This window comes from Nocardioides sp. NPDC054178, assembly GCF_055585005.1.
The window spans coordinates 438,901-461,800 of the sequence record NZ_JBVJKY010000003.1 but is presented as its reverse complement, the minus strand read 5'-3'; the positions used below and the strand labels follow the sequence as shown (position 1 = coordinate 461,800).

General features: G+C 70.5%; 23 protein-coding genes. 10 read left to right on the top strand and 13 right to left on the bottom strand.

Features of this window, described 5'->3' with window-relative positions:
* Positions 1-128: 128 nt before the first annotated feature.
* The 3 genes from ACZ6WN_RS14800 to ACZ6WN_RS14790 are packed head-to-tail and all read right to left on the bottom strand — an operon-like array spanning position 129 to position 2,642.
* A complete protein-coding gene (locus ACZ6WN_RS14800) occupies positions 129-1,178 on the bottom strand; it encodes a 2Fe-2S iron-sulfur cluster-binding protein (protein ID WP_465865515.1) in 1,050 nt (349 codons plus the stop codon).
* Positions 1,168-1,473: a hypothetical protein gene (locus ACZ6WN_RS14795; RefSeq protein WP_465865514.1), complete on the bottom strand. Its 306-nt coding sequence runs from the start codon at positions 1,471-1,473 to the stop codon at positions 1,168-1,170. Before ACZ6WN_RS14795 ends, ACZ6WN_RS14800 begins: the two co-directional genes overlap by 11 nt.
* Positions 1,473-2,642, bottom strand: coding sequence for a Rieske 2Fe-2S domain-containing protein (locus ACZ6WN_RS14790; RefSeq protein ID WP_465865512.1), 1,170 nt, complete (start codon positions 2,640-2,642; stop codon positions 1,473-1,475). The genes ACZ6WN_RS14795 and ACZ6WN_RS14790 overlap by 1 nt, the downstream gene beginning before the upstream one ends.
* Positions 2,643-2,714: 72 nt before the next feature.
* Between ACZ6WN_RS14790 and ACZ6WN_RS14785 the strand changes: the two genes are divergently transcribed.
* The 3 genes from ACZ6WN_RS14785 to ACZ6WN_RS14775 all read left to right on the top strand — a co-directional run bounded on the left by ACZ6WN_RS14785 (position 2,715) and on the right by ACZ6WN_RS14775 (position 5,895).
* Positions 2,715-3,917: an acyl-CoA dehydrogenase family protein gene (locus tag ACZ6WN_RS14785; protein ID WP_465865511.1), complete on the top strand. Its 1,203-nt coding sequence runs from the start codon at positions 2,715-2,717 to the stop codon at positions 3,915-3,917.
* A 23-nt stretch (positions 3,918-3,940) separates the two neighbouring features.
* Complete coding sequence (locus ACZ6WN_RS14780; RefSeq protein WP_465865509.1) at positions 3,941-5,017, top strand: acyl-CoA dehydrogenase family protein; 1,077 nt, start codon at positions 3,941-3,943, stop codon at positions 5,015-5,017.
* 215 nt (positions 5,018-5,232) lie between these two features.
* On the top strand, positions 5,233-5,895 hold the full coding sequence (locus ACZ6WN_RS14775; protein ID WP_465865508.1) for a hypothetical protein: 663 nt from the start codon (positions 5,233-5,235) through the stop codon (positions 5,893-5,895).
* 42 nt (positions 5,896-5,937) lie between these two features.
* Here the strand turns inward: ACZ6WN_RS14775 and ACZ6WN_RS14770 are convergent, their stop codons facing one another.
* On the bottom strand, positions 5,938-6,426 hold the full coding sequence (locus ACZ6WN_RS14770; RefSeq protein ID WP_465865507.1) for a hypothetical protein: 489 nt from the start codon (positions 6,424-6,426) through the stop codon (positions 5,938-5,940).
* Between the two features lie 41 nt (positions 6,427-6,467).
* On the opposite strand from ACZ6WN_RS14770, the gene ACZ6WN_RS14765 reads away from it, so the two are divergent.
* Positions 6,468-6,980, top strand: a complete 513-nt coding sequence (locus ACZ6WN_RS14765; protein ID WP_465865506.1) for a hypothetical protein — start codon at positions 6,468-6,470, stop codon at positions 6,978-6,980.
* Between the two features lie 4 nt (positions 6,981-6,984).
* Here ACZ6WN_RS14765 and ACZ6WN_RS14760 read toward each other — a convergent pair whose 3' ends face one another.
* The 3 genes from ACZ6WN_RS14760 to ACZ6WN_RS14750 all read right to left on the bottom strand — a co-directional run bounded on the left by ACZ6WN_RS14760 (position 6,985) and on the right by ACZ6WN_RS14750 (position 10,726).
* On the bottom strand, positions 6,985-7,806 hold the full coding sequence (locus ACZ6WN_RS14760; RefSeq protein WP_465865505.1) for an alpha/beta fold hydrolase: 822 nt from the start codon (positions 7,804-7,806) through the stop codon (positions 6,985-6,987).
* A 170-nt stretch (positions 7,807-7,976) separates the two neighbouring features.
* Positions 7,977-9,086, bottom strand: a complete 1,110-nt coding sequence (locus tag ACZ6WN_RS14755; RefSeq protein WP_465865503.1) for an NAD(P)H-dependent flavin oxidoreductase — start codon at positions 9,084-9,086, stop codon at positions 7,977-7,979.
* Positions 9,083-10,726, bottom strand: a complete 1,644-nt coding sequence (locus ACZ6WN_RS14750; RefSeq protein ID WP_465865501.1) for an acyl-CoA synthetase — start codon at positions 10,724-10,726, stop codon at positions 9,083-9,085. The genes ACZ6WN_RS14755 and ACZ6WN_RS14750 overlap by 4 nt, the downstream gene beginning before the upstream one ends.
* Before the next feature lie 48 nt (positions 10,727-10,774).
* Here ACZ6WN_RS14750 and ACZ6WN_RS14745 point away from each other — a divergent pair, with 48 nt between their 5' ends.
* On the top strand, positions 10,775-11,578 hold the full coding sequence (locus ACZ6WN_RS14745) for a crotonase/enoyl-CoA hydratase family protein (protein ID WP_465865500.1): 804 nt from the start codon (positions 10,775-10,777) through the stop codon (positions 11,576-11,578).
* Here the strand turns inward: ACZ6WN_RS14745 and ACZ6WN_RS14740 are convergent.
* From ACZ6WN_RS14740 to ACZ6WN_RS14715, 6 genes are all read right to left on the bottom strand, one after another.
* Entirely contained in the window at positions 11,565-12,182 is a 618-nt protein-coding gene (locus tag ACZ6WN_RS14740) for a cytochrome b/b6 domain-containing protein (RefSeq protein WP_465865499.1), read from the bottom strand. The genes ACZ6WN_RS14745 and ACZ6WN_RS14740 overlap by 14 nt on opposite strands.
* Positions 12,182-13,762 (bottom strand): fatty-acid--CoA ligase FadD8, encoded by a 1,581-nt coding sequence (gene fadD8 / locus ACZ6WN_RS14735; protein WP_465865497.1) that lies wholly within the window; start codon positions 13,760-13,762, stop codon positions 12,182-12,184. Before fadD8 ends, ACZ6WN_RS14740 begins: the two co-directional genes overlap by 1 nt.
* A 67-nt stretch (positions 13,763-13,829) precedes the next feature.
* A complete protein-coding gene (locus tag ACZ6WN_RS14730) occupies positions 13,830-14,540 on the bottom strand; it encodes a PaaI family thioesterase (protein WP_465865496.1) in 711 nt (236 codons plus the stop codon).
* Positions 14,541-14,571: 31 nt separating this feature from the next.
* Positions 14,572-15,810: an NADH:flavin oxidoreductase gene (locus ACZ6WN_RS14725; RefSeq protein ID WP_465865494.1), complete on the bottom strand. Its 1,239-nt coding sequence runs from the start codon at positions 15,808-15,810 to the stop codon at positions 14,572-14,574.
* Entirely contained in the window at positions 15,807-16,664 is an 858-nt protein-coding gene (locus ACZ6WN_RS14720) for an SDR family oxidoreductase (RefSeq protein WP_465865493.1), read from the bottom strand. Before ACZ6WN_RS14720 ends, ACZ6WN_RS14725 begins: the two co-directional genes overlap by 4 nt.
* A gap of 38 nt (positions 16,665-16,702) precedes the next feature.
* Positions 16,703-17,752, bottom strand: a complete 1,050-nt coding sequence (locus ACZ6WN_RS14715; protein ID WP_465865492.1) for an LLM class F420-dependent oxidoreductase — start codon at positions 17,750-17,752, stop codon at positions 16,703-16,705.
* 83 nt (positions 17,753-17,835) lie between these two features.
* Between ACZ6WN_RS14715 and ACZ6WN_RS14710 the strand changes: the two genes are divergently transcribed.
* The 5 genes from ACZ6WN_RS14710 to ACZ6WN_RS14690 are packed head-to-tail and all read left to right on the top strand — an operon-like array spanning position 17,836 to position 22,889.
* Positions 17,836-18,789, top strand: a complete 954-nt coding sequence (locus ACZ6WN_RS14710) for a Zn-ribbon domain-containing OB-fold protein (protein ID WP_465865490.1) — start codon at positions 17,836-17,838, stop codon at positions 18,787-18,789.
* Between the two features lie 11 nt (positions 18,790-18,800).
* The gene (locus ACZ6WN_RS14705) at positions 18,801-19,856 is read left to right on the top strand and encodes a thiolase domain-containing protein (RefSeq protein ID WP_465865489.1); all 1,056 of its coding nucleotides are present in this window, start codon (positions 18,801-18,803) and stop codon (positions 19,854-19,856) included.
* Positions 19,856-21,019 (top strand): thiolase domain-containing protein, encoded by a 1,164-nt coding sequence (locus tag ACZ6WN_RS14700; protein WP_465865487.1) that lies wholly within the window; start codon positions 19,856-19,858, stop codon positions 21,017-21,019. The genes ACZ6WN_RS14705 and ACZ6WN_RS14700 overlap by 1 nt, the downstream gene beginning before the upstream one ends.
* 59 nt (positions 21,020-21,078) lie before the next feature.
* Positions 21,079-21,885: an enoyl-CoA hydratase gene (locus ACZ6WN_RS14695; RefSeq protein ID WP_465865486.1), complete on the top strand. Its 807-nt coding sequence runs from the start codon at positions 21,079-21,081 to the stop codon at positions 21,883-21,885.
* A 35-nt stretch (positions 21,886-21,920) separates the two neighbouring features.
* On the top strand, positions 21,921-22,889 hold the full coding sequence (locus ACZ6WN_RS14690; RefSeq protein WP_465865484.1) for an NAD(P)-dependent alcohol dehydrogenase: 969 nt from the start codon (positions 21,921-21,923) through the stop codon (positions 22,887-22,889).
* Positions 22,890-22,900 lie beyond the last annotated feature (11 nt).

Below are 22,900 nucleotides of genomic sequence, written 5' to 3'. Positions count from 1 at the left end.
AGCCCTACCGGTCAGCCGACGACGTTCTTCGGGTGACTCGGCGGGATGTGATTCGGGCAGCGCGACACTATCGCGCCAGGCACGTCGACCTGGCAACCGGTTGGTGATCTGTGTCTCTCGCGAGTCCCTCAGGAGTAGGTGCCGCGGACGGTGTCGGTGGTCGGCAGCGACTGGCAGCCCAGCCGGATCCCGTCGTCGAGGTCCTCCTGCTCGAGCACGTCGTTGCGGACCATCTTCACCTCACCCTCGAGCAGCCGGAACGCGCACGCCGAGCACTCGCCCTCGCGGCAGGAGTAGGGCGCCTTGACGCCCTTCGCCTCGAGGAAGTCGAGCATCGGGGTGCCCGCGTCCCAGTCGTCGTACGTCGTGGTGACACCGTCGAGCTCGATCTCGAGCTTGACGGGCTGCTTGGGGCCGTCGTCGACGACCTCGACCTCCGTCTCCTCGACCGGGGCGACCTCGCCGAACGGGTTGCCGCCCAGGGACGCGAACTTCTCCTGGTGCCGCCGCGCCCGCGGGAACTCCAGCTCCTTGAGCGCCGCGACCGTCGCCTTCATGAACGGAGCCGGCCCACAGACGAAGGCGTCGTACGTCAGACGGTCGGCCGCGAACGCCTTGAGCTGCTCACCGGTCGGCAGGCCCTGGACCGACTCGAGCCAGTGGACCACCTGGAGCCGGTCCGGGTGCTCGGCGGCCAGCCGCGCCCACTCCTCGGCGAAGATCACCGAGCGCTCGTCGCGGTTGGCGTAGAAGACCACGATCCGCCCTGTGCCCTCCCTCAGGGCGGATCGGGCGATCGAGATGATCGGGGTGACGCCCGATCCGCCGGCGAAGAGCAGGAAGTCGGCGTCGATGTCGGCAGGGGTGAAGATCCCGCTCGGCGGCAGCACGCGGAGCGTGTCCCCGGGGCGCACGTTATCGCAGATCCAGTTGGACGCGTAGCCGTCCACGGTGCGCTTGACGGTCACGGTGAGCGGGTCACCCGGTGCGCTGGAGAGCGAGTAGCAGCGCGCCGCCAGGCCGTCGCGGTCGCTCGGCACGGCCACGGTGAGGAACTGCCCCGGCTTCGGCTGGAAGGCGTGCCTCACGTCCTCGGGGAGCTCGAAGACGATCGAGTGCGCGTCGGCGGTCTCCTTGACGATGTCGCTGACGGGCAGCAGGAAAGAGTCAGTAGCCATCCTCGGCTCCGATCTGGATCCGGCCGTCGGCGACGGCTGCTTCGATGGACGCCGCCAGACGGGGGCAGCGGGCGTGGACGAGCCGCTCGCCGTCGGCGGCGGCCTTGCGGCGTACGAGATCCGGACACTGGGCCTGCGCCTCGGCCGTCCACTGGACGGAGGTCTGGTGCTCGCTGTTCTTCTTCACCCCGACGCGGGCGAGGCAGTCGAGGCACTCCACCTCGACCAGGCGGGCCTGGGTGTAGAGCCGCTGGTCCTCGACGGTCTCCTGCGACGTGGGGACGAACGAGGCCATCAACTCACCCCAGCGTCACTCGACTCAGGGTTCTCCGCCTTCTCGGCCTCGATCCGGCGCAGGTTCTCGGCGACCTCCTCGTGCCAGAACTCGTTGGCCTTGGTGGTGTCGACCTCGAACTCGAACCGGGCACGCATCTCGGGCTCGATGTCGGCCACGTCGACGTAGAACTGCTCGTACCAGCGGCGCAGCTGGTAGACCGGGCCGTCCTCCTCGCACAGCAGCGGGTTCTGCACCGGCGCCTTGTTCTCCCAGATCGCCACGTCCTGGAGGAATCCGTCGCCGAACATGTCGGCGTACTTCTTGCCGATGAAGTCGGCGGTCTTGTCGTCGAGCCCCTCGGGCTTCTTGACGGTGATCCCGTACTGCAGCAGGAACGAGTCGGGGCCGGTCGGGATGTGGCAGTTGATCAGGATCACCTCGGTCACGAAGCCCTTGTAGTCGACCTCGAGCCAGTTGATCATGTACGCCGGGCCGTAGTAGGTCGCCTCGGACTTCAGGAACATGTCGGCGTCACCGTAGCCGCCAGCCACGTCCGGACGCCCCTTGGACGCCATGTACTGCGTCGCCGTGTGGTCCTCGAAGACGTTGCGGAAGTCGGTCGGGAAGGCGAAGTGCACGTAGTAGAAGTGCGCCATGTCGACCACGTTGTCGATCAGCTCGCGGCAGTGGCTGCCCTTGATCGGGACCGTGTTCCAGATCCAGTCGGTGTAGACCTCACGGTTGCTGACGTCGGGCAGCTCCGGCGGCAGGATGTCGTAGTCGGCCTTCGAGCCCTCGGGGTCGTGCCAGATCAGCAGCGAGTCGTTGCGGATGACGGTCTCGTACGCCTTGGTGCGGGCGCGCAGCGGCACCCGGCGGGCATAGGGGATCTGCTTGCAGCGGCCGTCGGCTCCCCAGCGCCAGTCGTGGAACGGACAGCCGACCTCGTCGCCCTTCACGGCGCCCTGGGTCAGGTCACCGCCCATGTGGCGGCAGTAGCCGTCGAGCACGCCCAGCTCGCCCTTGGTGTTCTCCCAGACGACCAGCTTGCCGCCGAAAGCCTCGACCGCGTGGGGCTTGCCGTCCTTGAAGGCGCTGGCCAGACCCAGACAGTGCCAACCGCGCGCGAAGCGCTCCGGCTGCGAGCCGTGGTCGAGCATGCGGGTCTGGGTGGTGTGGTCGGCCATTTTTGTACCTTCCGCTGTGGACTTTCCAAGCTGAGCCTATTCAAAAACAAGAACCTGTTCTAGTTTTATCACATGCATGTGGCCTTGACACCCGCCCAGGAGCAACTTCGCTCAGAGCTCACCTCGTATTTCGCCCAGCTGGTCACGCCGGAGCGCCGGGCTGCGCTCGCGCGGGCCTCGGGCGAGTTCGGGGACGAGGCCGACAAGGAGGTCTATCTCTCGACCATCCGGCAGATCGGCGCCGACGGCTGGCTCGGGATCGGCTGGCCGAAGGAGTACGGCGGCCAGGACCGCTCCATGGTGGAGCAGCTGATCTTCACCGACGCCGCCGCCGTGGCGGGGGTGCCCATCCCCTATCTCACGCTGAACACGGTCGGCCCCACCATCATGCGGTTCGGGACCGAGGAGCAGAAGGCGTACTTCCTGCCGAAGATCCTCGCCGGGGAGCTGCACTTCTCGATCGGCTACTCCGAGCCGGGGTCCGGGACCGACCTCGCCTCGCTGCAGACCAAGGCGGTGCTCGACGAGGGGTCGGGCGAGTGGGTCATCAACGGCCAGAAGATGTGGACGTCCCTGATCCAGTATGCGGACTGGATCTGGCTCGCCTGTCGAACAGAGCCGGAGGCGTCGCGCCACAAGGGGCTGTCGATGATCCTGGTGCCGACGTCGTCCGAGGGGTTCTCCTACACGCCGGTCCAGACCGTGGCCGGCGTCGGCACCTCGGCGACCTACTACTCCGACGTCCGGGTGCCCGCCTCGAACCTCGTCTCCACGCGCGGCGGGGGCTGGGCACTGATGACCAACCAGCTCAACCACGAGCGCGTCGCGCTGACCTCGGCCGCGCCGCTGGTGCACTCGCTCGGCCTGGTCAAGGAGTGGGCGCTCGCCACCACCGTTCCGGGCGGCGGCCGGGTGATCGACGCCGAATGGGTCCAGCTCGCCCTCGGCCGGGCCCATGCGCGCATCGAGGCGCTCTCGCTGGTCAACTGGAAGCTCGCCTCCGACGCCGACCACGGGGTCGCGCTCTCGCCGGCCGAGGCGTCGGCCACCAAGGTCTACGGCTCGGAGCTGGCGACCGAGGTCTACCGGACGCTCATGGAGATCGTCGGACCGCACGCAGGGATCACCGCCGACTCCCCCGGCGCCGTGCTCGCCGGCCGTCTGGAGCGGTTCCACCGCTCGTCGCTGGTCATGACCTTCGGCGGCGGCACCAACGAGATCCAGCGAGACATCATCGGCTACGTGGGCCTCGGCCTCCCCGCCGCCAAGCGTTGACCACCCGAGACCGAGGACACCTCATGGACTTCTCCTTCACCACCGAATCCGACGACGCCGCCGAGCTCGCGGCGAAGATCATCGGCGACGCCACCACGCTCGAGCGGCTGCGTACGGTCGAGGCGGCCGCCGGCGACCGCGGCCGCTTCGACGCATCCCTCTGGTCCGCCCTCGGCGAGGCCGGGCTGCTCGGGCTCCATCTGCCCGAGGATCATGACGGCGCGGGGCTCGGGCTCGTCGAGCTGTGCCGGGTGCTGGTCGAGGCCGGGCGGCGGGTCGCGCCGGTGCCGCTCGCCGTGCACGGGCCGTGCGGCCTGCTTCTCGCGGAGACCGCCGAGGACGCTCTGAGCGGCGTCGCCGACGGGTCCCGAGTCCTGGCGGCCGCGGTCGCCGAGGAGCACTCCCACCTGCCCGACTCCCCCACCGTCGTCGCCACGGGCGACACGCTCACCGGCGTGAAGACGCTGGTCAGAGCCGGGATGATCGCCGACGCGTTCCTGGTCACCGCATCGTCCCCGGACAGCACCACCGGGGTCTTCCTGGTCGAGGCCACGGCCGACGGCGTCGAGCGCCACGCCCAGCACACCAGTGACGGCGACGTCACCGCGCTGGTCTCCTTCGCGTCCGCCCCGGCTCGCCGGGTCGGAGACTCGGCCGCCACAGCCCGGCTCGGCGAGCTGCTGACCGTCGCCGCCGCGGCCGAGCTGTTGGGCGTCACCGAAGGGGCCCTCGAGCTCACCTCCTCCTACGCCAAGACGCGAGAGCAGTTCGGCCGCGCCATCGGCACCTTCCAGGCGGTCTCGCAGCGACTGGCCGACGGGTTCATCGACGTGCTCGCCCAGCGGCTCACCCTCTGGCAGGCCGTCTGGCGGGTCTCCTCCGGGCTGCCGGCCGCCGACCAGGTCGCCGTCGCCAAGCTCTGGGCTGCCGACGCCGCCCACCGTCTCGCCCACACCACCGTCCACGTCCACGGCGGTGTCGGCATCGACCTCGACGGCGAGGCGCATCGCTACTTCACCACCGCCAAGCGCTTCGAGTTCGTCTTCGGCGGAGCCACGGAGCAGGCGCTCAGGATCGGGCGTACGTTCGCGGCATCCTGACCCCAGGGTGATCGTGAAGGGGCCCCGGCAGCCGCCGGGGCCCCTTTCCTCTCGGCGGTCTTGTGTGCTCTATCGCGGCAAACGACGAAGGTGTGCGATAGCGCTTCGGCTTATTGACAGCACAGCGGTAAATGGCGTGCAGGCTCTGCAGGAAGATGTCATCATCGCTCACACTTGAGAGCACTGCTCTCGCCCTACCGCCAAGGAGCTCCGCAGTGACCGTCCCCCACCTCTCCCCCGCCTCTGACGACCGCCGGACCCGAATGGGTGCTGTCGCGTTCGCGATCGCCGGCATCCTCTTCGTCGTCTACGAGTCGGCCGCACCGCGCGCCGACGAGACCACGCTCGACGGCGCGGCATCCTGGGCCTCGGCCGGTTGGAGCATCGCCCACATCAGCGCCATCGTCGGCCTCATCCTCATCCCGCTCGGGTACGGCGCGATCCGCGGCTTCCTCGAGGGCACCCAGCAGGAGCGGACCGCCTTCGCCGCGGCCACCATCGGCTACATCGGCTCGGGGCTGACGATCTCCTACTATGGCGCCGAGGTCTACGGCCTCAAGGCCATCGGTGAGCGCGCCGTGGCCGACGGCGACGCCAGCCTGACCGATGTCGGCAACGACTTCCGCCTCGACCCGACCGCCATGACGGTCTTCGCGATCGGGCTGCTGCTCGTCGCGGTCGCCGCGGTCCTGGCGGCGATCGCGGTCTGGCGCTCGGGCTCCCTCCCCCGCTGGAGCGCCGTCCCGCTCGCGGCGCTCCTGGTCACGATGCTCCCCCAGTTCTTCCTGCCGCAGGCGGCGCGGATCGTCTGGGGCGTCCTCGTCGGGGTCGCGGCGCTGTGGCTCGCCACCGCGCTCTGGCGGGCCTCGCGGTCCTAGCATCGGGGCGCAGCGACGAGTCCCGCAGGCCGGCCGACAGCGTCAACCTCCGACACACTCGTCGCTGTCGCCGCCGGAGTAGCAGGGCGGTGCGCCGTAGCCGTCGGGGTCGCGTTCGGGTGCGGGCATGTCGACCGCCCCGGGGATGTAGCAGAGCACGAGGATCGCGGCTCCGCCCAGGAGCAGCAGTGCGTGCCAGACCGTCCCGAGCATCCGACGGCCGCGGTTGAGGAGGTGGGCCACCCCACCACCCGTCACCGCGAGAGCCGTGATCGTGCCCCAGACCCGGTAGGCCGTCACGTTCGAGGGCCGCACCTGCGGCCGCTCACCGAAGAAGACCAGGTAGACGTCCAGCCAGTTGGACATCAGGTTCCCGATCGCGACCAGGGCGATGCCCGACGCCGCCACGGTGGCGAGGGCGGCCCAGGGCACGCGCCCCAGGCGCCGCGGGGTGCGGATCGGGCGGTCGAAGGCGAGCATGCCGCGAGTCTTGCGGACCTGGAGCGCGACGTGATGAGCCTGCGTACTCAACTCCTTGACCTTCGGGTCACCTGAAGCCCCAGGCTCGAGGCATGACCGCGACTCCTGCTGCTGATCCGACGATGGATGCCATCACCGCTGCCGTGACCCTCGGCCACGAGGGCGAGGCCGACCGAGCACGAGAGGAGCTCCTTGCGATCTGGGCCCACCTCGGGGTGCTCGGAGATCCGTTCCACCGCTGCACGCTCGCCCACTACCTCGCCGACCTCCACGCCGAGCCGGCCGGGGCGCTGATCTGGGACGTACGTGCCCTCGACGCCGCCGACGCGCTCACCGACCAGCGGGCGCAGGAGCACGACAGCAGCCTCCAGGTCGCCGGGTTCTATCCGAGCCTGCACCTCAACATCGCCGACGACCTCCGCCGGCTGGGTGCCTTCGAGGCGGCCGCCGAGCACATCGGCAAGGCCGAGGAACGGGTCACGGCGCTGCCACCCGGGGCGTACGGGGACATGATCCGCACCGCCATCAGCGGAGTCGGGGCTGCGATCACCGCGCGGGACACCACGCCGCGGGCGACCTCGCCGAGCGTCGGCCGAGCCGGGTGAGGACTCAGGCGGCCCTGGCGATGGTGCCGAGGATCGCCGACGCGGCAGCCTCGGGCGCCTTGGTGGGGATCCAGTGGCTGACGCCGGCGAGCTCGATGAGCTCGTACGGGCCGGTGACGGAGTCCTCGTTGCCCTCCAGCGCGGTGCGCCCGATCGCGACGTCGTGGTCGCTCCAGAGCATGGTGGTCGGGACCGAGACCCGGCCGACGCGCGGAGCCAGGAAGAGCGCGCGGTACCAACCGAGCCCACCGGGGAGCGCGCCGTGGTCGATGATCTCCTTCCGGAAGCGCTCGACGTCGTCGTCGTTCCAGCCGCTCCCCCGCATCATCCGCTCCATCCGGCCGTTGCGCCCGGAGACGAGCTCGGGCAGGAACGGGATGTTGAAGAGCGCGATGTAGGCCGACCTGCGCCGCTGCGGACCCTTCATCGAGCGCGCGAACGGCACCGGGTGCGGGACCGACATCGCGGTCCAGCTCCGGACCGGGTCGGGCCGTTTGGCCGCCACTCCCCAGCCGACCGCGCTCCCCCAGTCGTGACCGGCCAGGTGCACCGGGCGGCCGATCTCGTCGATCAGCGCCACCACGTCCTCGACGAGCTCGCCGGCGCCGTAGCCCAGGCGCGTACGCGGGCGGGCACCCGGCGAGTAGCCGCGCTGGTCCGGGGCGATGGTGCGGAAGCCCGCCTCGTGCAGGATCGGCGAGACCTCCCGCCAGCAGGTCGCCCGCTCCGGGAAACCGTGCAGGAGCACGACGGGGTCGCCGTCGGCCGGGCCGGCGTCGATCACGTCGAAGGTGAGTCCGTCACGTACGTAGCTCGAGATCGTCACGCGTGCATCCTGTCAGTTCCGCGCCGCCTCGGCGGCGGGGTCCGGGTGTGCGGTAGCGGCGCCGGCAACCATCGTGTGCGATAGTGCGCTGACGTAGGGGGCACCGCAACGTAGGCATGCGAAAGGCGCCGGCTCGGTGATCCGAGCCGGCGCCTTCGTGGTGCTGCTTCCTATCCCTCCGCGATCGCGTCCAGGCGCTTGACGGTGGCCTCGAACTCGGCGATGAGATCGGCCATGACGGCGGCCACGGGGCGTACCTCGTTCATCCGGCCGACGATCTGCCCGACCGGCATCGCCACGACGTCGGGGTCCCCGGCAGCGTTGATGCGGTTGTGGGCGTCGGAGACGAGCAGGTTCTGCAGCGGCATCGGCAGCGGTGCCGGCGAGCCCTCGGCCTCCCAGGCGTCGGTCCACCTCGACTTCAGCAGGCGGGCCGGCTTGCCGGTGTAGATCCTCATGCGGCGGGTGTCGGCGGAGGTGGCCCGGGTGAACGCGGTCTCCCAGCCGGCGTGGGTGTTGAGGTTGCGGTACTCGCTCGTGCCGAGCCAGATGGAGCCCGTCCACACGCCCTGCGCGCCGAGCGCCAGCGACGCCGCGATCTGGCGACCCGACCCGATCCCACCGGCACCCAGCACCGGCACATCCGGGCCGACCGCGTCGACGATGTCGGGCTGGAGCACCATCGAGGCGATCTCGCCGGTGTGCCCGCCCGCCTCGTAGCCCTGGGCGACGATGATGTCGACGCCGTTGGAGACATGTGAGACCGCGTGCTTGGGAGCGCCCGCGAGCGCGGCCACCTTCACGCCGTGCTCGTGCGCCTTCTCGATGACGTCGTTGGGCGGGGTGCCCAGCGCGTTGGCGATCAGCACCGGCCGGTGCTGCAGCGCCACGTCGACGTGCGAGCGCGCGGTCGAGTGCAGCCAGCCGAGCACGCCCTCGCGCCCCTCCCCCTCCGGCAGCGGCGGCACGCCGAGCGAGAGCAGCGTCTTGTCGACCCACTCGGTGTGCTCGGCCGGGATGTAGGCGGACAGGTCGGTCGAGGTGCCCTCGGTCGGCACCTTCATCGGCATCACCACGTCGACGCCGTACGGCTTGCCGTCGGTGTTCTCGTCCATCCAGGTGAGGGTGCGGTCGAGCTCCTCGGCGTCGTTGAAGCGCACGCAGCCCAGCACACCCAGCCCGCCGGCCTTGGAGACCTCCGCGGCCACGTGCTCCGAGGGGGTGAAGGCGAAGATCGGGTAGTCGATCCCGAATGCCTCGCACAGTGCCGTACGGATCATGCTGTCGCTCCTTCGGAGTCCTGCTCGGTCGCTCTGGTGGCCAGGGCGATCTCCTTGGCCTTGGGGTACTGGGCCTTGCCGGTGGCGTTGCGGGGCACCTCGTCGACGAGGGTCAGGGCGCGCGGCAGCTTGTAGCCGGACAGGTGCGCCCGCAGGAACGTACGCAGCCCCTCGAGCTCGATCGTCGCGCCCGGCCGCGGCTGGACGACGGCGGCGACGGCCTGGCCGTAGCGCTCGTCCGGGATCCCGACGACGAGCGTGTCGTAGACGTCGGGGTGAGCCTTGATCGCGGCCTCGACCTCTTCGGGGTAGACCTTCTCACCCCCGGTGTTGATGCAGTTGGAGCCCCTGCCGAGGAGGGTGAGCCGGTTGTCGGTCTCGACCCGCGCGTAGTCGCCCGGGATGGCGTAGCGCTCACCGTCGATCTCGACGAAGGTCTTCGCCGACTTCTCGGGGTCCTTGTAGTAGCCGACCGGCACGTGGCCCTTGCGGGCGGTGCGGCCGATCTTGCCGACGTCGGTGGCGAGGTCGAGGGGGTGGCCGTCGTCGCCGATCACGGCGGTGTGGGCGCCGGCGGTGACCACCGGACCGTCGGTCGAGAGCGCGGAGGCGTCCTGCAGCCCGGTGCCCTGGAAGCCGGTCTCGGTCGAGCCCACCGAGTCGGTGAAGACAGCGTTCGGGAACGCCTTCATCCAGCGTTCCTTGACCGACTTGGAGAAGATCGCGGCGCTGGAGGCGATGGCGAACAGCGACTGGCCGTCGAACCCACCCGCCTCGTACGCGTCGATGAGCGGCACCGCCATGGCGTCGCCGGTCATGAACATCATCTGGACCTTCTCGCGGTCGACGATCTCCCAGGTGCGCACCGGGTCGAACTTGGGCTCCAGGATCGTGACCTGGCCGGCGAAGAGGTGCATCAGCAGGCTCGCCTGCGCGCCGCCGTGCATCAGCGGGCTGAGCGGGAGGGTGATGAGCCCGTCGCCGGCGGCCTGCTTGGACTGGTCGTACTCCTCCAGGGGCACGCCCGTCATGAAGTCGATGCCGCCGCCGAGCACGCGCCAGAAGTCCTCGTGGCGCCACATCACGCCCTTGGGGAAGCCGGTTGTGCCGCCGGTGTAGATCACGTGGATGTCGTCGGGGCTGCGCTCGCCGAAGTCGCGCGCGTCGGACTGCCCGGCCTGGGCCTCCTCGAGCGTGACGCCGCCGAACGGGGTGAGATCGGAGTCGTCGTCGGGCTCGAGCGGGTTGGGGACCGCGACGAACGTCGTCAGGCTCTCCACCTTCGGGGCGACCTCGGCGACCAGGGGTGCGTAGACGCGGTCGTGCACCAGGGCTTTGAGGTCGGCGTTGCCGAAGAGGTATTCCAGCTCGCCGGCGACGTAGCGGAAGTTCACGTTGATCGCGACAGCCCGGATCTTCAGGATCGCGAGCAGGGCGACGACGTGCTCGACGGAGTTCTTGGAGTAGAGCCCGACGTGATCGCCCTTCCCGATCCCTTGGCCGGCCAGGTAGTGGGCCAGCTTGTTGGACTCACGCTCGAGCTCTGCGTAGGTCACTGTGCGGTCGCCGACTTGGACGGACACCTTCTCAGGCGCGGCGTCGACGGCGTGTTCGAAGAGGTCAGCAAGGTTCAGCGCCATGACTGCGAGACTAGAACACGTTTCAGTTTTCCGCTAGGGTCTGGTGTTATGCCGATCACAGAAACTTCTGCTCAGCCGGACGCGATCGTCGAGCAGGACGGCCACAAGCTCATCGTCACGATGAACCGTCCCGAGCGCCGCAACGCCCTCTCCTCCGAGATGCTGCGGATCATGGAGGACGCCTGGGACCGGGTGAACTCCGACCCTGAGATCCGGGTCTGCATCCTGACCGGCGCCGGCGGCTACTTCTGTGCCGGGATGGACCTGAAGAAGGCCGACGAGAAGCCGCCCTCGGAGTCGTTCCAGGAGGGATTCGACCCGACGGTGATCAAGGGCCTGCTGAAGGGCTTCCGGCTCACCAAGCCGCTGATCGCGGCCGTCGAGGGTCCCGCCATCGCCGGCGGCACCGAGATCCTGCAGGGCACCGACATCCGGGTGGCCGGCGAGTCGGCGAAGTTCGGCGTCGCCGAGGCCCGCTGGTCGCTCTACCCGATGGGCGGCTCCGCCGTCCGCCTCCCCCGCCAGATCCCCTACACCGTCGCCGCCGAGCTGCTGCTGACCGGACGTACGCTGCTCGCCCCCGAGGCCAAGGAGCTCGGCCTCATCGGCCACGTCGTCCCCGACGGCACCGCGCTCGCGAAGGCCCACGAGCTCGCCGACATGATCGCCGCCAACGGGCCGCTCGCGGTGCAGGCGATCCTGCGTACGATGCGCGAGTCCGAGGGCAAGCACGAGGAGGAGGCCTGGGCCGACGACGCCAAGGTCGGCGCCGCCGTCTTCGCCTCCGAGGACGCCAAGGAGGGCCCCAAGGCCTTCCTGGAGAAGCGCAAGCCCGAGTTCAAGGGCCGCTGACCCACGCGGCCCCCGGCAGCATCCGGGGAAGCAGCCCACGGCGCAGGACCAGCAGCAGGTGTACGCCGAGCGCGACGAAGAACGCGACGTGGGCTGCCACGTGCAGCGCGACCAGGTCGTCGGAGAACGCCACCAGCGCGAGCCCGGTGAGCGGCACGACGAACACCAGGCCCAGCAGCGCCCGCTCGGTGACGTGGGCGACCCGTCGGTCGGTCGCGGTGAGACGCGGGTCCCACGGCGGGAGCGAGGTCGCGCCTCGCCACAGGAGCCGAAGGCCGCCGAGCACCAGGATGATCAGGCCGAGCAGGATGTGCAGCTCGGGCAGACTGATGCCGTCGACGGCGATCCGGCCGTCCCACAGGTCGGCCCAGGCAGTGAGGAGCCCATCGTCCTCGCCGGCCTCGCAGGCCTCCTCGAGGCGATCCAGGTGCTCCTCCTCCGCCTCGGAGGTGTCGCCGCCGCTGCGGTCCTCCCCCGGCGGGTCGCAGTCGGCATCGGTCGACATCGCGTAGCCGACCACGAACTGCAGCACGAACGCCGCGACGGTCAGCCAGTGCAGGGTCTTGGCGACGACCCCGTAGCCCGCTGCCGTCGCGCCTGCCATCAGGAGCCAGCGTAGCGTGCCCGCAGGGCCTTCTTGTCGGGCTTGCCCAGAGCGGTCATCGGGATCGCGTCGATCTCGATGACCGACTTGGGCGCCTGGACGGAGCCCTTGCGCTCCTTGACCAGCGCCTGGATCTCGGCGACGACAGCGTCGTCGAGGGTCTCGCCGGGACGTACGACGATGACGGCTGTCACCGCCTCACCGAACTTCTCGTGCGGGGTGCCGATGACGGCGACCTGGGCGACGGCGGGGTGGGTCGCGATGACGTCCTCGACCTCGCGGGGGAAGACGTTGAAGCCGCCGGTGACGATCATGTCCTTGGTGCGGTCGACGATGTACCAGAAGCCGTCCTCGTCCTGCCGGGCGACGTCGCCGGTGTGCATCCAGCCGTCCAGGAACGTCTCGGCAGTGACCTCGGGCAGCTGCCAGTAGCCGCCGGAGAGCAGCGGTCCGGCGACGCAGATCTCGCCGGGCTCGCCCGGTGCGACGCGCTTCCCGTCGGCGCCGATCAGGGCGGTCCGGACCAGGGCCGAGGGACGGCCGCAGGAGGTGAGGCGGTGGGTGAGCGGCTTGCCGTCGTCGTCGACATGGTCGCCCTTGGCGAAGTAGGTGATCGCCATCGGCGCCTCGGACTGGCCGTAGTACTGGGCGAAGATCGGACCGAAGCGCTCGATCGCCTCGGCCAGGCGCACGGGGTTGATCGCGGAGGCACCGTAGTAGACCGTCTCGAGCGAGGACAGGTCGCGGGTGCGGGAGTCGGGGTGGTCCAGGAGCGCGTAGAGCATCGTCGGGACCACCATGAGCGAGGAGATCCGCTCGCGCTCGATGGTCGCGAGCACCTCGGCCGGGTCGAACCTCGGCAGCACGAAGAGCGTGCCGCCCTTGATCACGACCGGCACGAAGAACGCCGCGCCGGCGTGGGAGAGCGGCGTGCACATCAGGAAGCGGGGCGACTCGGGCCACTCCCACTCCGAGAGCTGCACCTGGGTCATCGTCGCGAACGACCCGGCCAGCCCGATCACACCCTTGGGCTTCCCGGTCGTCCCGCCGGTGTAGGTGATCGAGGTGACGTGGTCGGGCGGGAGCAGCCGCGCGGTCAGCGGCTCGACGTCGTAGGTCGCCGCGGCGGCGACCAGGTCGATCCCGACCTCGGCCAGCTGCGGCGGCACCGGCCCGATGGTGAGCACCTGCTTGAGCCCGGGACACAGCTCGAGCAGCTCGACGGCCCGGTCGGCGAAGTAGGGGTCGATGACGATGCCGGTGATCCCGGCGTCGTTGATCACGTACGCCTGGTCCTCCGCGCTCCCCAGCGGGTGCAGCGAGGTGCGCTGGAAGCCCTGGGTCTGGCCGGCGCCGAGGATGAAGAGCACCTCGGGCCGGTTGAGCGCGAGCAGCGCGGTCGCCGAGCCGGTGCCCGCGCCGAGCGCCTCGAAGGCCTGGACGTACTGGCTGATCCGCGCCGACACCTCGGCCCCGGTCAGACTCACCTCTCCGAGATGGATGATCGGACGGTTCTTGTGGCGCTCCAGCGCCGAGACCATCAGATGACCGTTGTGGGGACCGATTCGGCTGGTATCCATGTCCCGCACCATACCGCGAAACTAGAACGTGTTCTAGGGCTTGGGTCGGGTCGGTTTGCCCGCCGCCTCAGGCGTCGCCGACGTGCTCCCGGTCGGCGTCGGCGATCGACTCGCGTGCCCAGCGGGGCAGGATGAAGATGCCCTCGGCCTCGACGCACACCACCGGCTCGGAGCCGTCGGCCGGCCGGGTCAGCAGCCGGCCGCGTACGAACGCCTTCACGCCCTCGGTCGACGCGATCCGCGCCTCACCGCGCAGCGGACCGAGCGGAGTGCCCTGCTTGTAGACGATCGTCAGGGTGCCGGTCATCCCGGGACGGCCGCCGGCCGAGGCGGCCTCGCCGAGCAGCTGGTCCAGGATCAGCGCGGAGACACCACCGTGGACCAGCCCCGGCGGGCCCTCGTACGCCGGGCCGAGCTCGAAGTCGGCCCACACGTCCTCGCCGTCGCGCTGGACCGCCAGCGGTGGGGCGAAGGCGTTCCCTTTGCCGACCACCGGGTTGCCGTAGTTGCGGAAGCCGCCGTCGGGGCCGAACCGGACCCCGTGCGGGCCGGGCAGCGCATCGGCGAGCAGGTCCTCGGTCACCGCCTCCACCCGGCTGCGTACGTCCTCGAGGACCGCGTCGGGGACCTGGGTGCGCACGAGGGCGTCGACGAGCTTGCGCACCGAGTCGGTCAGCGGGACCAGGGTGGCCTCCCGCTCCTTGATCTCGGCCTTGGTCATGTCGTCGTGGACGTATCCGGGAGGTGCCTGCGGATGCTGGGAACGTCCGTAGTGCATCGACATCTGGATCCTCGCCTTCGGGATGGGCTCAGCAGGGTGGGGGCAGCAGGAGGGGGTGAGCCTCACCGTAGACGTGCTCGGCGTCGAGGTGGCAATGGGTCCCCGGATAGATGGTCGACATGCACAGGTTGCAGTGGGTGCAGCTCGACACCGTCGAGGGGTCGGACCGAAGGCGGTTCACCAGGTCCGGCTCGCGAAGCAGCGCGCGAGCCATCGCGACGTACTCGAAGCCCTCGTCCATCGCGGTCCGCATTCCGGCCAGATCGGTGACCCCGCCGAGGAGCACGAGCGGCATCGTGAGCGCGCGGCGGAACTCACGGGCGCTGTCGAGGAAGTAGAGCGGCTTGTAGGGGTACTCCTTGAAGAAGCCCTTCCCCACCATCCGCATGCCCATCCTGATCACCGGGTGCAGTGGCATGTTGGCCGCCATCTCGCGGTAGGGGGCGTCGCCGCGGAAGAGGTACATCGGGTTCATGAACGAGGAGCCGCCGGTGAGCTCGAGGGCGTCGAGGTGACCGTCGGACTCCAGCAGACGCGCGAACTCCACCGACTCCGGCAGGTCGAACCCGCCGCGATAGCCGTCGCGCATGTTCATCTTGGCGAGCACCGCGACCTGGCCGCCGACCGCCTCCCGCACTGCCTCGAGGATCCGGCGCGGGAACGAGGCCCGGTTGGCCAGCGAACCGCCGAACTCGTCGGTGCGCGGGTTGAGGCGTGGGCTGAGGAACGAGCTGGGCAGGTAGTTGTGGCCCAGGTGCACCTCGATCGCGTCGAACCCGGTCTCGACCGCCATCCGCGCCGCGGCGCCGTGCTGCTCGACGACCCGGGTGAGGTCCGCCGCCGTGGCGGCGCGGTTGAACGCCATCCCGAGCGCGTTGAAGGACCGTGTGGGCGCCAGCGACGGCACCCCGTTGGACTTCGCGTTCGCCACCGGACCGGCGTGGCCGATCTGGGCCGAGACCTTGGCGCCGGCCTGGTGGATCTCCTCGGTCAGCCTGCTCAGGCCAGGCAGTGCCTCGGGCCGCCAGTAGATGCAGTCGGCATGCGTACGTCCCTCCGGGGCCACGGCGAGATAGGCCACCGTGGTCATCCCGACGCCGCCCTCGGCGACGGCGAGGTGGTAGTCGATCAGCCGGTCCGAGACCAACGCTCCCGGCGAGGCGCCCTCGAAGGTCGCCGCCTTGATCACCCGGTTGCGCAAGGTCACCGGACCCAGCCGCGCCGGCGCCAGCGGGTCGGTCGTGGAGTCGGTCGAGGAGTCGGTCACGCGCGCACCTTCCTGAACTCACGCATCCGGCGCAGGTAGCCCCGCAGCCGTCTGCCGGGCACCGGCCGTGGCCAGTCGTCGGCCCGGAACCAGGCGTCGGTGCCGCCGTCGACCACGACGACGCTGCCGACCATGAAGTCCGCGGCCGGGCTCAGCATGTGGATCACCCAGTCGGCGAGGAGCCCGGGGTCACCGTAGCCACCGGCCGGGACGGGGAACGACCTGATCGCCTTCGCCTCCGAGGGCGTCGCCAGCTGCTTCTCCAGCAGCGGCGTCAGCACCGCACCCGGTGCGATCGCGTTGAGCCGGATCCCGGCCCCCACCCACGCGGGCTCGACCGCGCGCCGCCGCACCCAGCGGGTCACGGCGACCTTCGAGCCGCCGTAGGCCATCGCCGGCGCCCCCTTCCCGAAGATCCGGTACGCCTTCAGCGCCCGCTCCACGTCGCCCTCGAGCAGCGCGGTGACCGCCCGGCCCGGGACCAGCGGCATCGTCGTGGTCGAGTTGCTGGAGAACACCACGACCTTCGCGTCCCCCGACGCCGCCAGTGCCTCGCGCCAGCCCTCCAGGAGCTCGACGACGCCGAAGTAGTTGACCTGGCTGATCAGGGCGGGACGTTCACGGCCCGGCGCCGGGCCGAGCCCGGCCGCGAGGACCGCGCCGTCGAGCCGCCCGTCGGTCGCCGCCAGCACCTTCTCGACCGCGTCGCGCCGGCCCGGCGGCGTCGAGAGGTCCGCGACCACGTCGGCGTCGTGGAGGTCGACCGTGATGACGCGGTGGTCCGCGGCGCGCAGGCGCGCCACCACCTCAGCCCCCATCCCGGAGGCCGAGCCGGTGACGACGTAGGTGCCCACTCAGCATCGCCCGCCTTCGGCCGCGGAGCGGCTTCGCCTCATCCCAGTACCTCGGCGATGCGGCGGACGTCGGCGGCCGAGCCGAGGCTCAGCAGCAGCGTGGTCACACCGGTCTCCTCCCACTGGGCCACCTTGTCGCGTACCTCGTCCTCGGTGCCGATGATGTGCAGGTCGTCGACGAGGTCGTCGGGAATGAGTGCGGTCGCCTTCTCCTTTTCCCCGGTCAGGTAGAGCGCCTGCACCTGGCCGGCGAGCTCGGCATAGCCCATCCGCTCGAAGACCTGGTTGTGGAAGTTCTGCTCCTTGGCGCCCATCCCGCCCATGTAGAGGGCCGCGAAGGGCTTCATCGCCTCGAGCGCGGCCTGCTTCTCCTGCGCGTCGGCGACGATCTGGAGGTGGCAGGTCGCGGCGATCTCGAAGTCGTCGGCACTGCGCCGGGCACCGGGTCGCGCGAACCCCTCGGCCAGCCAGTCGGCGTACATCGGGGCGGACCTGGGCGTGTAGAAGATCGGGATCCAGCCGTCGGCGATCTCCGCGGTCTGGGCGACGTTCTTGGGGCCCTCCGCGCCGAGCCAGATCGGGATGTCGGAGCGCAGCGGGTGCACGATCGGCTTGAGCGGCTTGCCGAGCCCGACCGAACCCTCGCCCGTGAAGGGCAGCGGGTAGTGCGGCCCGTCGTTGGTCACCGGGGCCTCCCGGGCCAGCACCTTGCGGATGATCGAGACGACCTCGCGGGTGCGGGCCAGCGGCTTGCCGAACGGCTGGCCGTACCAGCCCTCGACCACCTGCGGGCCGCTCACGCCGAGGCCGAGGACGAACCGGCCGCCGGAGAGGTGGTCGAGCGTCAGCGCGTGCATCGCGATCGAGGTCGGCGTGCGTCCGGACATCTGCACGATCGAGGTGCCCAGACGGACCCGGGAGGTCTCCCGGCCCCACCAGGCCAGCGGCGTGAACGCGTCGCTCCCCCACGCCTCGGCGGTGAAGATCGCGTCGAACCCGGCCTCCTCGGCAGCGGCGACGAGCTCGCCGACACCGCTCGGTGGCTGTGCTCCCCAGTAGCCCAGCTGTAGCCCCAGCTTCACTCTCATCGACTCCTTCGTCCGCGGCTCCGCCGCCGATCGGCACGGCGTACGGGTTGTGGCCAATACTAGAACGTGTTTCACTTTCTACCATGAGTCGCACCTTGCAGGCACCCGTGACGGTCGCCTTCGACTACACCAGATCCACCGGCCCGGTGATCGGCCGCTTCCTCACCGGGCTGCGTGACGCCACCATCGTCGGCGGCCGCCTCGGTGACGGTCGAGTCGCCGTCCCACCACCCGAGTACGACCCGGTCGGCCATCAGGCCGTGACCGAGTTCGTGGAGCTCCCGGACACCGGCACGGTCACCTCGTGGACCTGGGTCAGCGAGCCCGTCGCCGGCCAGCCGCTCGCAAAGCCCTTCGCCTTCGCGCTGATCACGATCGACGGCGCCGACACGCCGTGGCTGCACGCGGTCGACGTCGCCTCCCCCGACGACATCGAGACCGGGATGCGGGTGCGAGCGCACTGGGCCCAGGAGCGCACCGGGTCGGTCACCGACCTGGTCTTCGTGGCCGCGGATGGCGAGGAGCCCGCGACCGGCACGCCCGCCACCGGCGGCGAGGCGGTCAGCCGGATCGTCACGCCGGTCAGCCTCGACTACCACTACGCGGCCTCCCCCGAGGAGTCCTCGTTCTTCCGCGGCCTGGCCGAGGGCCGGATCCTGGGCCAGCGCTGCCCGAAGTGCCGCAAGGTCTACGTCCCGCCGCGCGGCGCCTGCCCGACGGACGGGGTGCCGACCGCAGAGGAGGTCGAGCTCTCCCACGTCGGCACGGTGACCACCTTCTGCGTCGTCAACGTCCCGTTCCTCGGACAGAAGATCAAGCCGCCCTACGTCTCCGCGTACGTCCTCCTCGACGGCGCCGACATCGCGCTGCAGCACCTGATCCTCGACATCCCGGCCGAGGAGGTCCGGATGGGCATGCGGGTCAAGGCGGTCTGGAAACCGCGCGACGAGTGGGGCACCAGCATCGAGAACATCAGCCACTTCGCGCCGGCCGACGAGCCGGACGCGGACTTCGACAGCTACAAGCACCACCTCTGATCGGGAGCGATATGAGAGACGTTGCCGTCGTCGGGTTCGCCCAGCGACAGATGAAGGACTTCGACGGGTCGCCGAGCATGGCCGAGCTGCTCGTGCCGATCCTGGCCGAGTGCTACGAGCAGACCGGATGGGCCAAGAAGGACATCGGGTTCTGGTGCTCCGGCTCCTCGGACTACCTGGCCGGCCGGTCGTTCTCGTTCGTGAGCGCGATCGACGCGATCGGGGTGCTGCCGCCGGTCAACGAGTCGCACGTCGAGATGGACGCCGCCTGGGCCCTGTACGAGGCCTGGCTGAAGATCCAGACCGGCGAGGTCGACACCGCGCTGGTCTTCGGCTTCGGCAAGGCGTCGGCGGGCGTGCTGCGCCGGACGCTGACGCTGCAGCTCGACCCCTACACGATGACGCCGCTGTGGCCCGACACCGTCTCGCTGGCCGCGCTCCAGGCGCGCCTCGGGCTCGACGCCGGGCTCTGGGACGAGAACGCTCTGGCCGAGGTCGTCAACCGGTCGCTGACCGATGCGGAGAAGAACGAGTACGCCGTCCGTGCCGGCGGCTCGTCGGTGGACGAGCTGCTCGCCCGGCCGATGTTCGCCGACCCGCTGCGCAAGCACGACTGCGCACCGGTGACCGACGGCGCGGCCGCGATCGTGCTCGCCGCCGGCGACCGGGCCCGCGAGGCCAACCAGCGCCCGGCCTGGATCACCGGGATCGCGCACAGCTCCGACGGCCTCCACCTCGGCACGCGCGACCTGACCGTGTCCGGGTCGGCCGAGCGGGCGGCCGCCGCCGTCGGCGGCACCGCGGGCGTCCAGGTCGCCGAGCTGCACGCGCCGTTCAGCCACCAGGAGCTCGTCCTGCGCTCGGCGCTCGGGCTCGGCGACGACGTCGCGGTCAACCCCTCCGGTGGGGCGCTCGCCGCCAACCCGATGTTCAGCGCCGGCGCGATCCGGATCGGCGAGGCGGCCAAGCGGATCTGGGACGGCAGCGCCGACAAGGTGCTCGGCCACGCGACCAGCGGGCCGGCCCTGCAGCAGAACCTCGTGTGCGTGATGGAAGGACGAAACTGATGGGCAAGACCCCAGCCGCCGTGGTCGGGATCGGCCAGACCCACCACCGCGCGAAGCGCGAGGACGTCTCGATGGCCGGGCTGTGCCGCGAGGCGATGGACCGGGCTCTCGAGGACGCCGGGCTGACCCTCGACGAGGTCGACGCCATCGTCCTCGGCAAGGCGCCGGACCTGTTCGAGGGCGTGATGATGCCCGAGCTCTACCTCGCCGAGGCGCTGGGCGCCGCCGGCAAGCCGCTGCTCCGGGTGCACACCGCCGGCTCGGTGGGTGGCTCGACCGCCATCGTGGCCTCCTCGCTGGTGCAGGCCGGCGTGCACAAGAGGGTGCTCACCGTCGCCTTCGAGAAGCAGTCGGAGTCGAACGCGATGTGGGCGCTGTCGGTGCCGATCCCGTTCGTCATGCCGGTGCACGCCGGCGCGGGCGGCTACTTCGCTCCGCACGTACGCTCCTACATCCGCCGCTCCGAGGCGCCCTCGCACATCGGCGCCATCGTCGCGGCCAAGGACCGCAACAACGCCCTGAAGAACCCCTACGCCCACCTGCACAACGAGGGCACCACGGTCGAGTCCGTGCTGGCCTCCCAGATGCTGTGGGACCCCATCCACTACGACGAGACCTGCCCGTCCTCCGACGGCGCCTGCGCGATGGTGATCGCCGCCGAGGACGTCGCGAAGACCTACGACGCTCCCGCCTGGATCCACGGCACCGCGATGCGCTCGGAGCCGACCTCGGCCGCCGAGCGCGACCAGGTCAACCCGCAGGCCGGCCGTGAGGCCGCGGCGGCGCTGTGGAAGGCGACCGGGATCACCGACCCGGCCCGCGAGATCGACTGCGCCGAGATCTATGTGCCGTTCGCCTGGTTCGAGCCGATGTGGCTGGAGAACCTCGGCTTCGCACCCGAGGGCGAGGGGTGGAAGCTCACCGAGGCCGGCGAGACCGCGATCGGCGGCAGCCTGCCGGTCAACATGAGCGGCGGCGTGCTCTCCTCCAACCCCATCGGCGCCTCCGGGATGCTCCGCTTCGCCGAGGCCGCCCTGCAGGTCAGGGGCCGGGCCGGCGAGCACCAGGTCGACGGTGCCCGCCGGGCTCTCGGGCACGCCTACGGCGGCGGGTCGCAGTTCTTCTCGATGTGGGTCGTGGGGTCGCAGCCGCCTTCCAACTGACCTCGTCGGGTCGGCTCGTCCTGACGAGCCGACCCGACGTGTGCTGAAGGAGTTCTGAGATGACGTATGTCGAGGTGGAGCGACCGACCGAGGACGTCGCGGTGGTGCGCCTCAACCGACCGGAGCGGATGAACTCGATGGCGTTCGACGTGGTCGTGCCGCTGGCCGCCCGGCTCGAGGAGATCTCGGCCGCCAACTCGGTGCGCGCGGTGATCCTCACCGGGGCCGGCCGCGGCTTCTGCTCCGGTGCGGACCAGAGCGGCGAGAAGGGCCGGATGCCGGGAATCGAGGGGCTCACCGCGGTGTCGGTGGCACTGCGGGCGATGGAGATCCTGGAGGACCTGATCCTCACCATCCGCACCATGCATCAGCCGGTCATCGCGGCGGTCAACGGCGCCGCGATCGGCGGCGGGCTGTGCCTGGCGCTGGCCTGCGACATCCGGGTGGCCGCCTCCTCGGCGTACTTCCGCGCGGCCGGGATCAACAACGGCCTCACCGCCAGTGAGCTGGGGCTCTCCTACCTGCTCCCCCAGGCCGTCGGCTCCTCCCGCGCCGCGGAGTGGATGCTGACCGGACGCGACATCGACGCCGACGAGGCCGCGCTCACCGGCCTGGTGTCCCGCGTCGTACCCGACGACGAGCTGATCGAGAGCTGCCTGGAAACCGCAGGCGCCATCACCCGATGGAGCCGCCCGGGCGTCGAGCTCACGAAACGTACGCTCATCGACGCGCAGAGCGCTGCAGGCTTCGAGCAGCACATGCACGGCGAGGGCCTCGGTCAGCTCCTGGTCCGCCTCCTCACCGGCAACTTCGAGGAGGCCGTGGCCGCGCGCCAGGAGAAGCGCTCACCGCACTTCCGCGACTGACCCGCAAGCGTTGCGTTGCGAGACAGGAGGCAGCGATGCTGGCGCTGACCCAGAGAACCTACGGTGGGCTCGACGCCGTCGAGATCGATGATCTCCCGGTGCCCGAGCCGACCGCCGATGAGGTGCTGGTCGAGATCCATGCCTGCTCACTGAACGGGTCCGACCGGGAGAACCTCGCCGGCTCGCCGTTCTACTCGCGCGTCGGCGGCCTGCGCAGACCCCGGCACCCGGTGCCGGGATCCGACATCGCGGGTGTGGTCTCGGCGGTAGGGCGGGAGGTGAGCGAGTTCTCCGTCGGCGACGAGGTCTTCGGGGAGCTGGCCGGTTACCGCGGCGGGCTGGCCGAGTATGTCGCCACGAAGCCGCGGCTGCTCGCGCGCAAGCCGCCCGGTTTGACGTACGTCGAAGCCGCCTCCCTCCCGCAGGCCGGTTGCATCGCCTGGCGCGCCATCGAAGGACGAGTGCATCCGGGCGACCGGGTGCTGGTCAACGGCGCGGGCGGTGCGGGCGGACCGCTCGTCGTCGGGCTGGCCAAGGCCCGGGGCGCAGAGGTCACCGCCGTCGACCGGGCCGACAAGGCCGACTTCCTGCACCGGATCGGCGCGAGCACCACCGTCGACTTCGAGGCCGAGGACTGGGCCGATCACGCCGACCACCGCGAACGCTATGACCTGATCGTCGACCTGGTCGCCCACCGCTCCCCCTTCCGCGTCCACCGCGCCCTGCGCCCGGGCGGCACCTACCGGATGGTCGGCGGCTCGACCAGGATCCTGCTCGCCGCCCTGCCTGCCCGCCCGCTCGTCAAGGCACGGACCGGCAAGGACGTCGGCGTCCTCGTCGTGCCCCAGTCGCGCGCAGACCTCGAGGCGATCACCGCGCTGGTGACGAGCGACGTCGTCACGCCCGTCATCGACAGCACGTTCCCGCTGTCCGAGGCGGTGGCGGCGTACGCACATCTCGCGAGCGGCGACAACCACGGCAAGATCGTCGTGACGATGCGCTGAGGCGCCACCCC

Excerpts from the sequence above, each read along its gene's own strand:
- ACZ6WN_RS14800 (WP_465865515.1), bottom strand. The coding sequence starts at position 1,178 with ATGGCTACTGACTCTTTCCTGCTGCCCGTCAGCGACATCGTCAAGGAG.
- ACZ6WN_RS14795 (WP_465865514.1), bottom strand. The coding sequence starts at position 1,473 with ATGGCCTCGTTCGTCCCCACGTCGCAGGAGACCGTCGAGGACCAGCGG.
- ACZ6WN_RS14790 (WP_465865512.1), bottom strand. The coding sequence starts at position 2,642 with ATGGCCGACCACACCACCCAGACCCGCATGCTCGACCACGGCTCGCAG.
- ACZ6WN_RS14785 (WP_465865511.1), top strand. The coding sequence starts at position 2,715 with ATGCATGTGGCCTTGACACCCGCCCAGGAGCAACTTCGCTCAGAGCTC.
- ACZ6WN_RS14780 (WP_465865509.1), top strand. The coding sequence starts at position 3,941 with ATGGACTTCTCCTTCACCACCGAATCCGACGACGCCGCCGAGCTCGCG.
- ACZ6WN_RS14765 (WP_465865506.1), top strand. The coding sequence starts at position 6,468 with ATGACCGCGACTCCTGCTGCTGATCCGACGATGGATGCCATCACCGCT.
- ACZ6WN_RS14755 (WP_465865503.1), bottom strand. The coding sequence starts at position 9,086 with ATGATCCGTACGGCACTGTGCGAGGCATTCGGGATCGACTACCCGATC.
- ACZ6WN_RS14750 (WP_465865501.1), bottom strand. The coding sequence starts at position 10,726 with ATGGCGCTGAACCTTGCTGACCTCTTCGAACACGCCGTCGACGCCGCG.
- ACZ6WN_RS14745 (WP_465865500.1), top strand. The coding sequence starts at position 10,775 with ATGCCGATCACAGAAACTTCTGCTCAGCCGGACGCGATCGTCGAGCAG.
- ACZ6WN_RS14740 (WP_465865499.1), bottom strand. The coding sequence starts at position 12,182 with ATGGCAGGCGCGACGGCAGCGGGCTACGGGGTCGTCGCCAAGACCCTG.
- fadD8 (WP_465865497.1), bottom strand. The coding sequence starts at position 13,762 with ATGGATACCAGCCGAATCGGTCCCCACAACGGTCATCTGATGGTCTCG.
- ACZ6WN_RS14730 (WP_465865496.1), bottom strand. The coding sequence starts at position 14,540 with ATGCACTACGGACGTTCCCAGCATCCGCAGGCACCTCCCGGATACGTC.
- ACZ6WN_RS14715 (WP_465865492.1), bottom strand. The coding sequence starts at position 17,752 with ATGAGAGTGAAGCTGGGGCTACAGCTGGGCTACTGGGGAGCACAGCCA.
- ACZ6WN_RS14710 (WP_465865490.1), top strand. The coding sequence starts at position 17,836 with ATGAGTCGCACCTTGCAGGCACCCGTGACGGTCGCCTTCGACTACACC.
- ACZ6WN_RS14705 (WP_465865489.1), top strand. The coding sequence starts at position 18,801 with ATGAGAGACGTTGCCGTCGTCGGGTTCGCCCAGCGACAGATGAAGGAC.
- ACZ6WN_RS14700 (WP_465865487.1), top strand. The coding sequence starts at position 19,856 with ATGGGCAAGACCCCAGCCGCCGTGGTCGGGATCGGCCAGACCCACCAC.
- ACZ6WN_RS14695 (WP_465865486.1), top strand. The coding sequence starts at position 21,079 with ATGACGTATGTCGAGGTGGAGCGACCGACCGAGGACGTCGCGGTGGTG.
- ACZ6WN_RS14690 (WP_465865484.1), top strand. The coding sequence starts at position 21,921 with ATGCTGGCGCTGACCCAGAGAACCTACGGTGGGCTCGACGCCGTCGAG.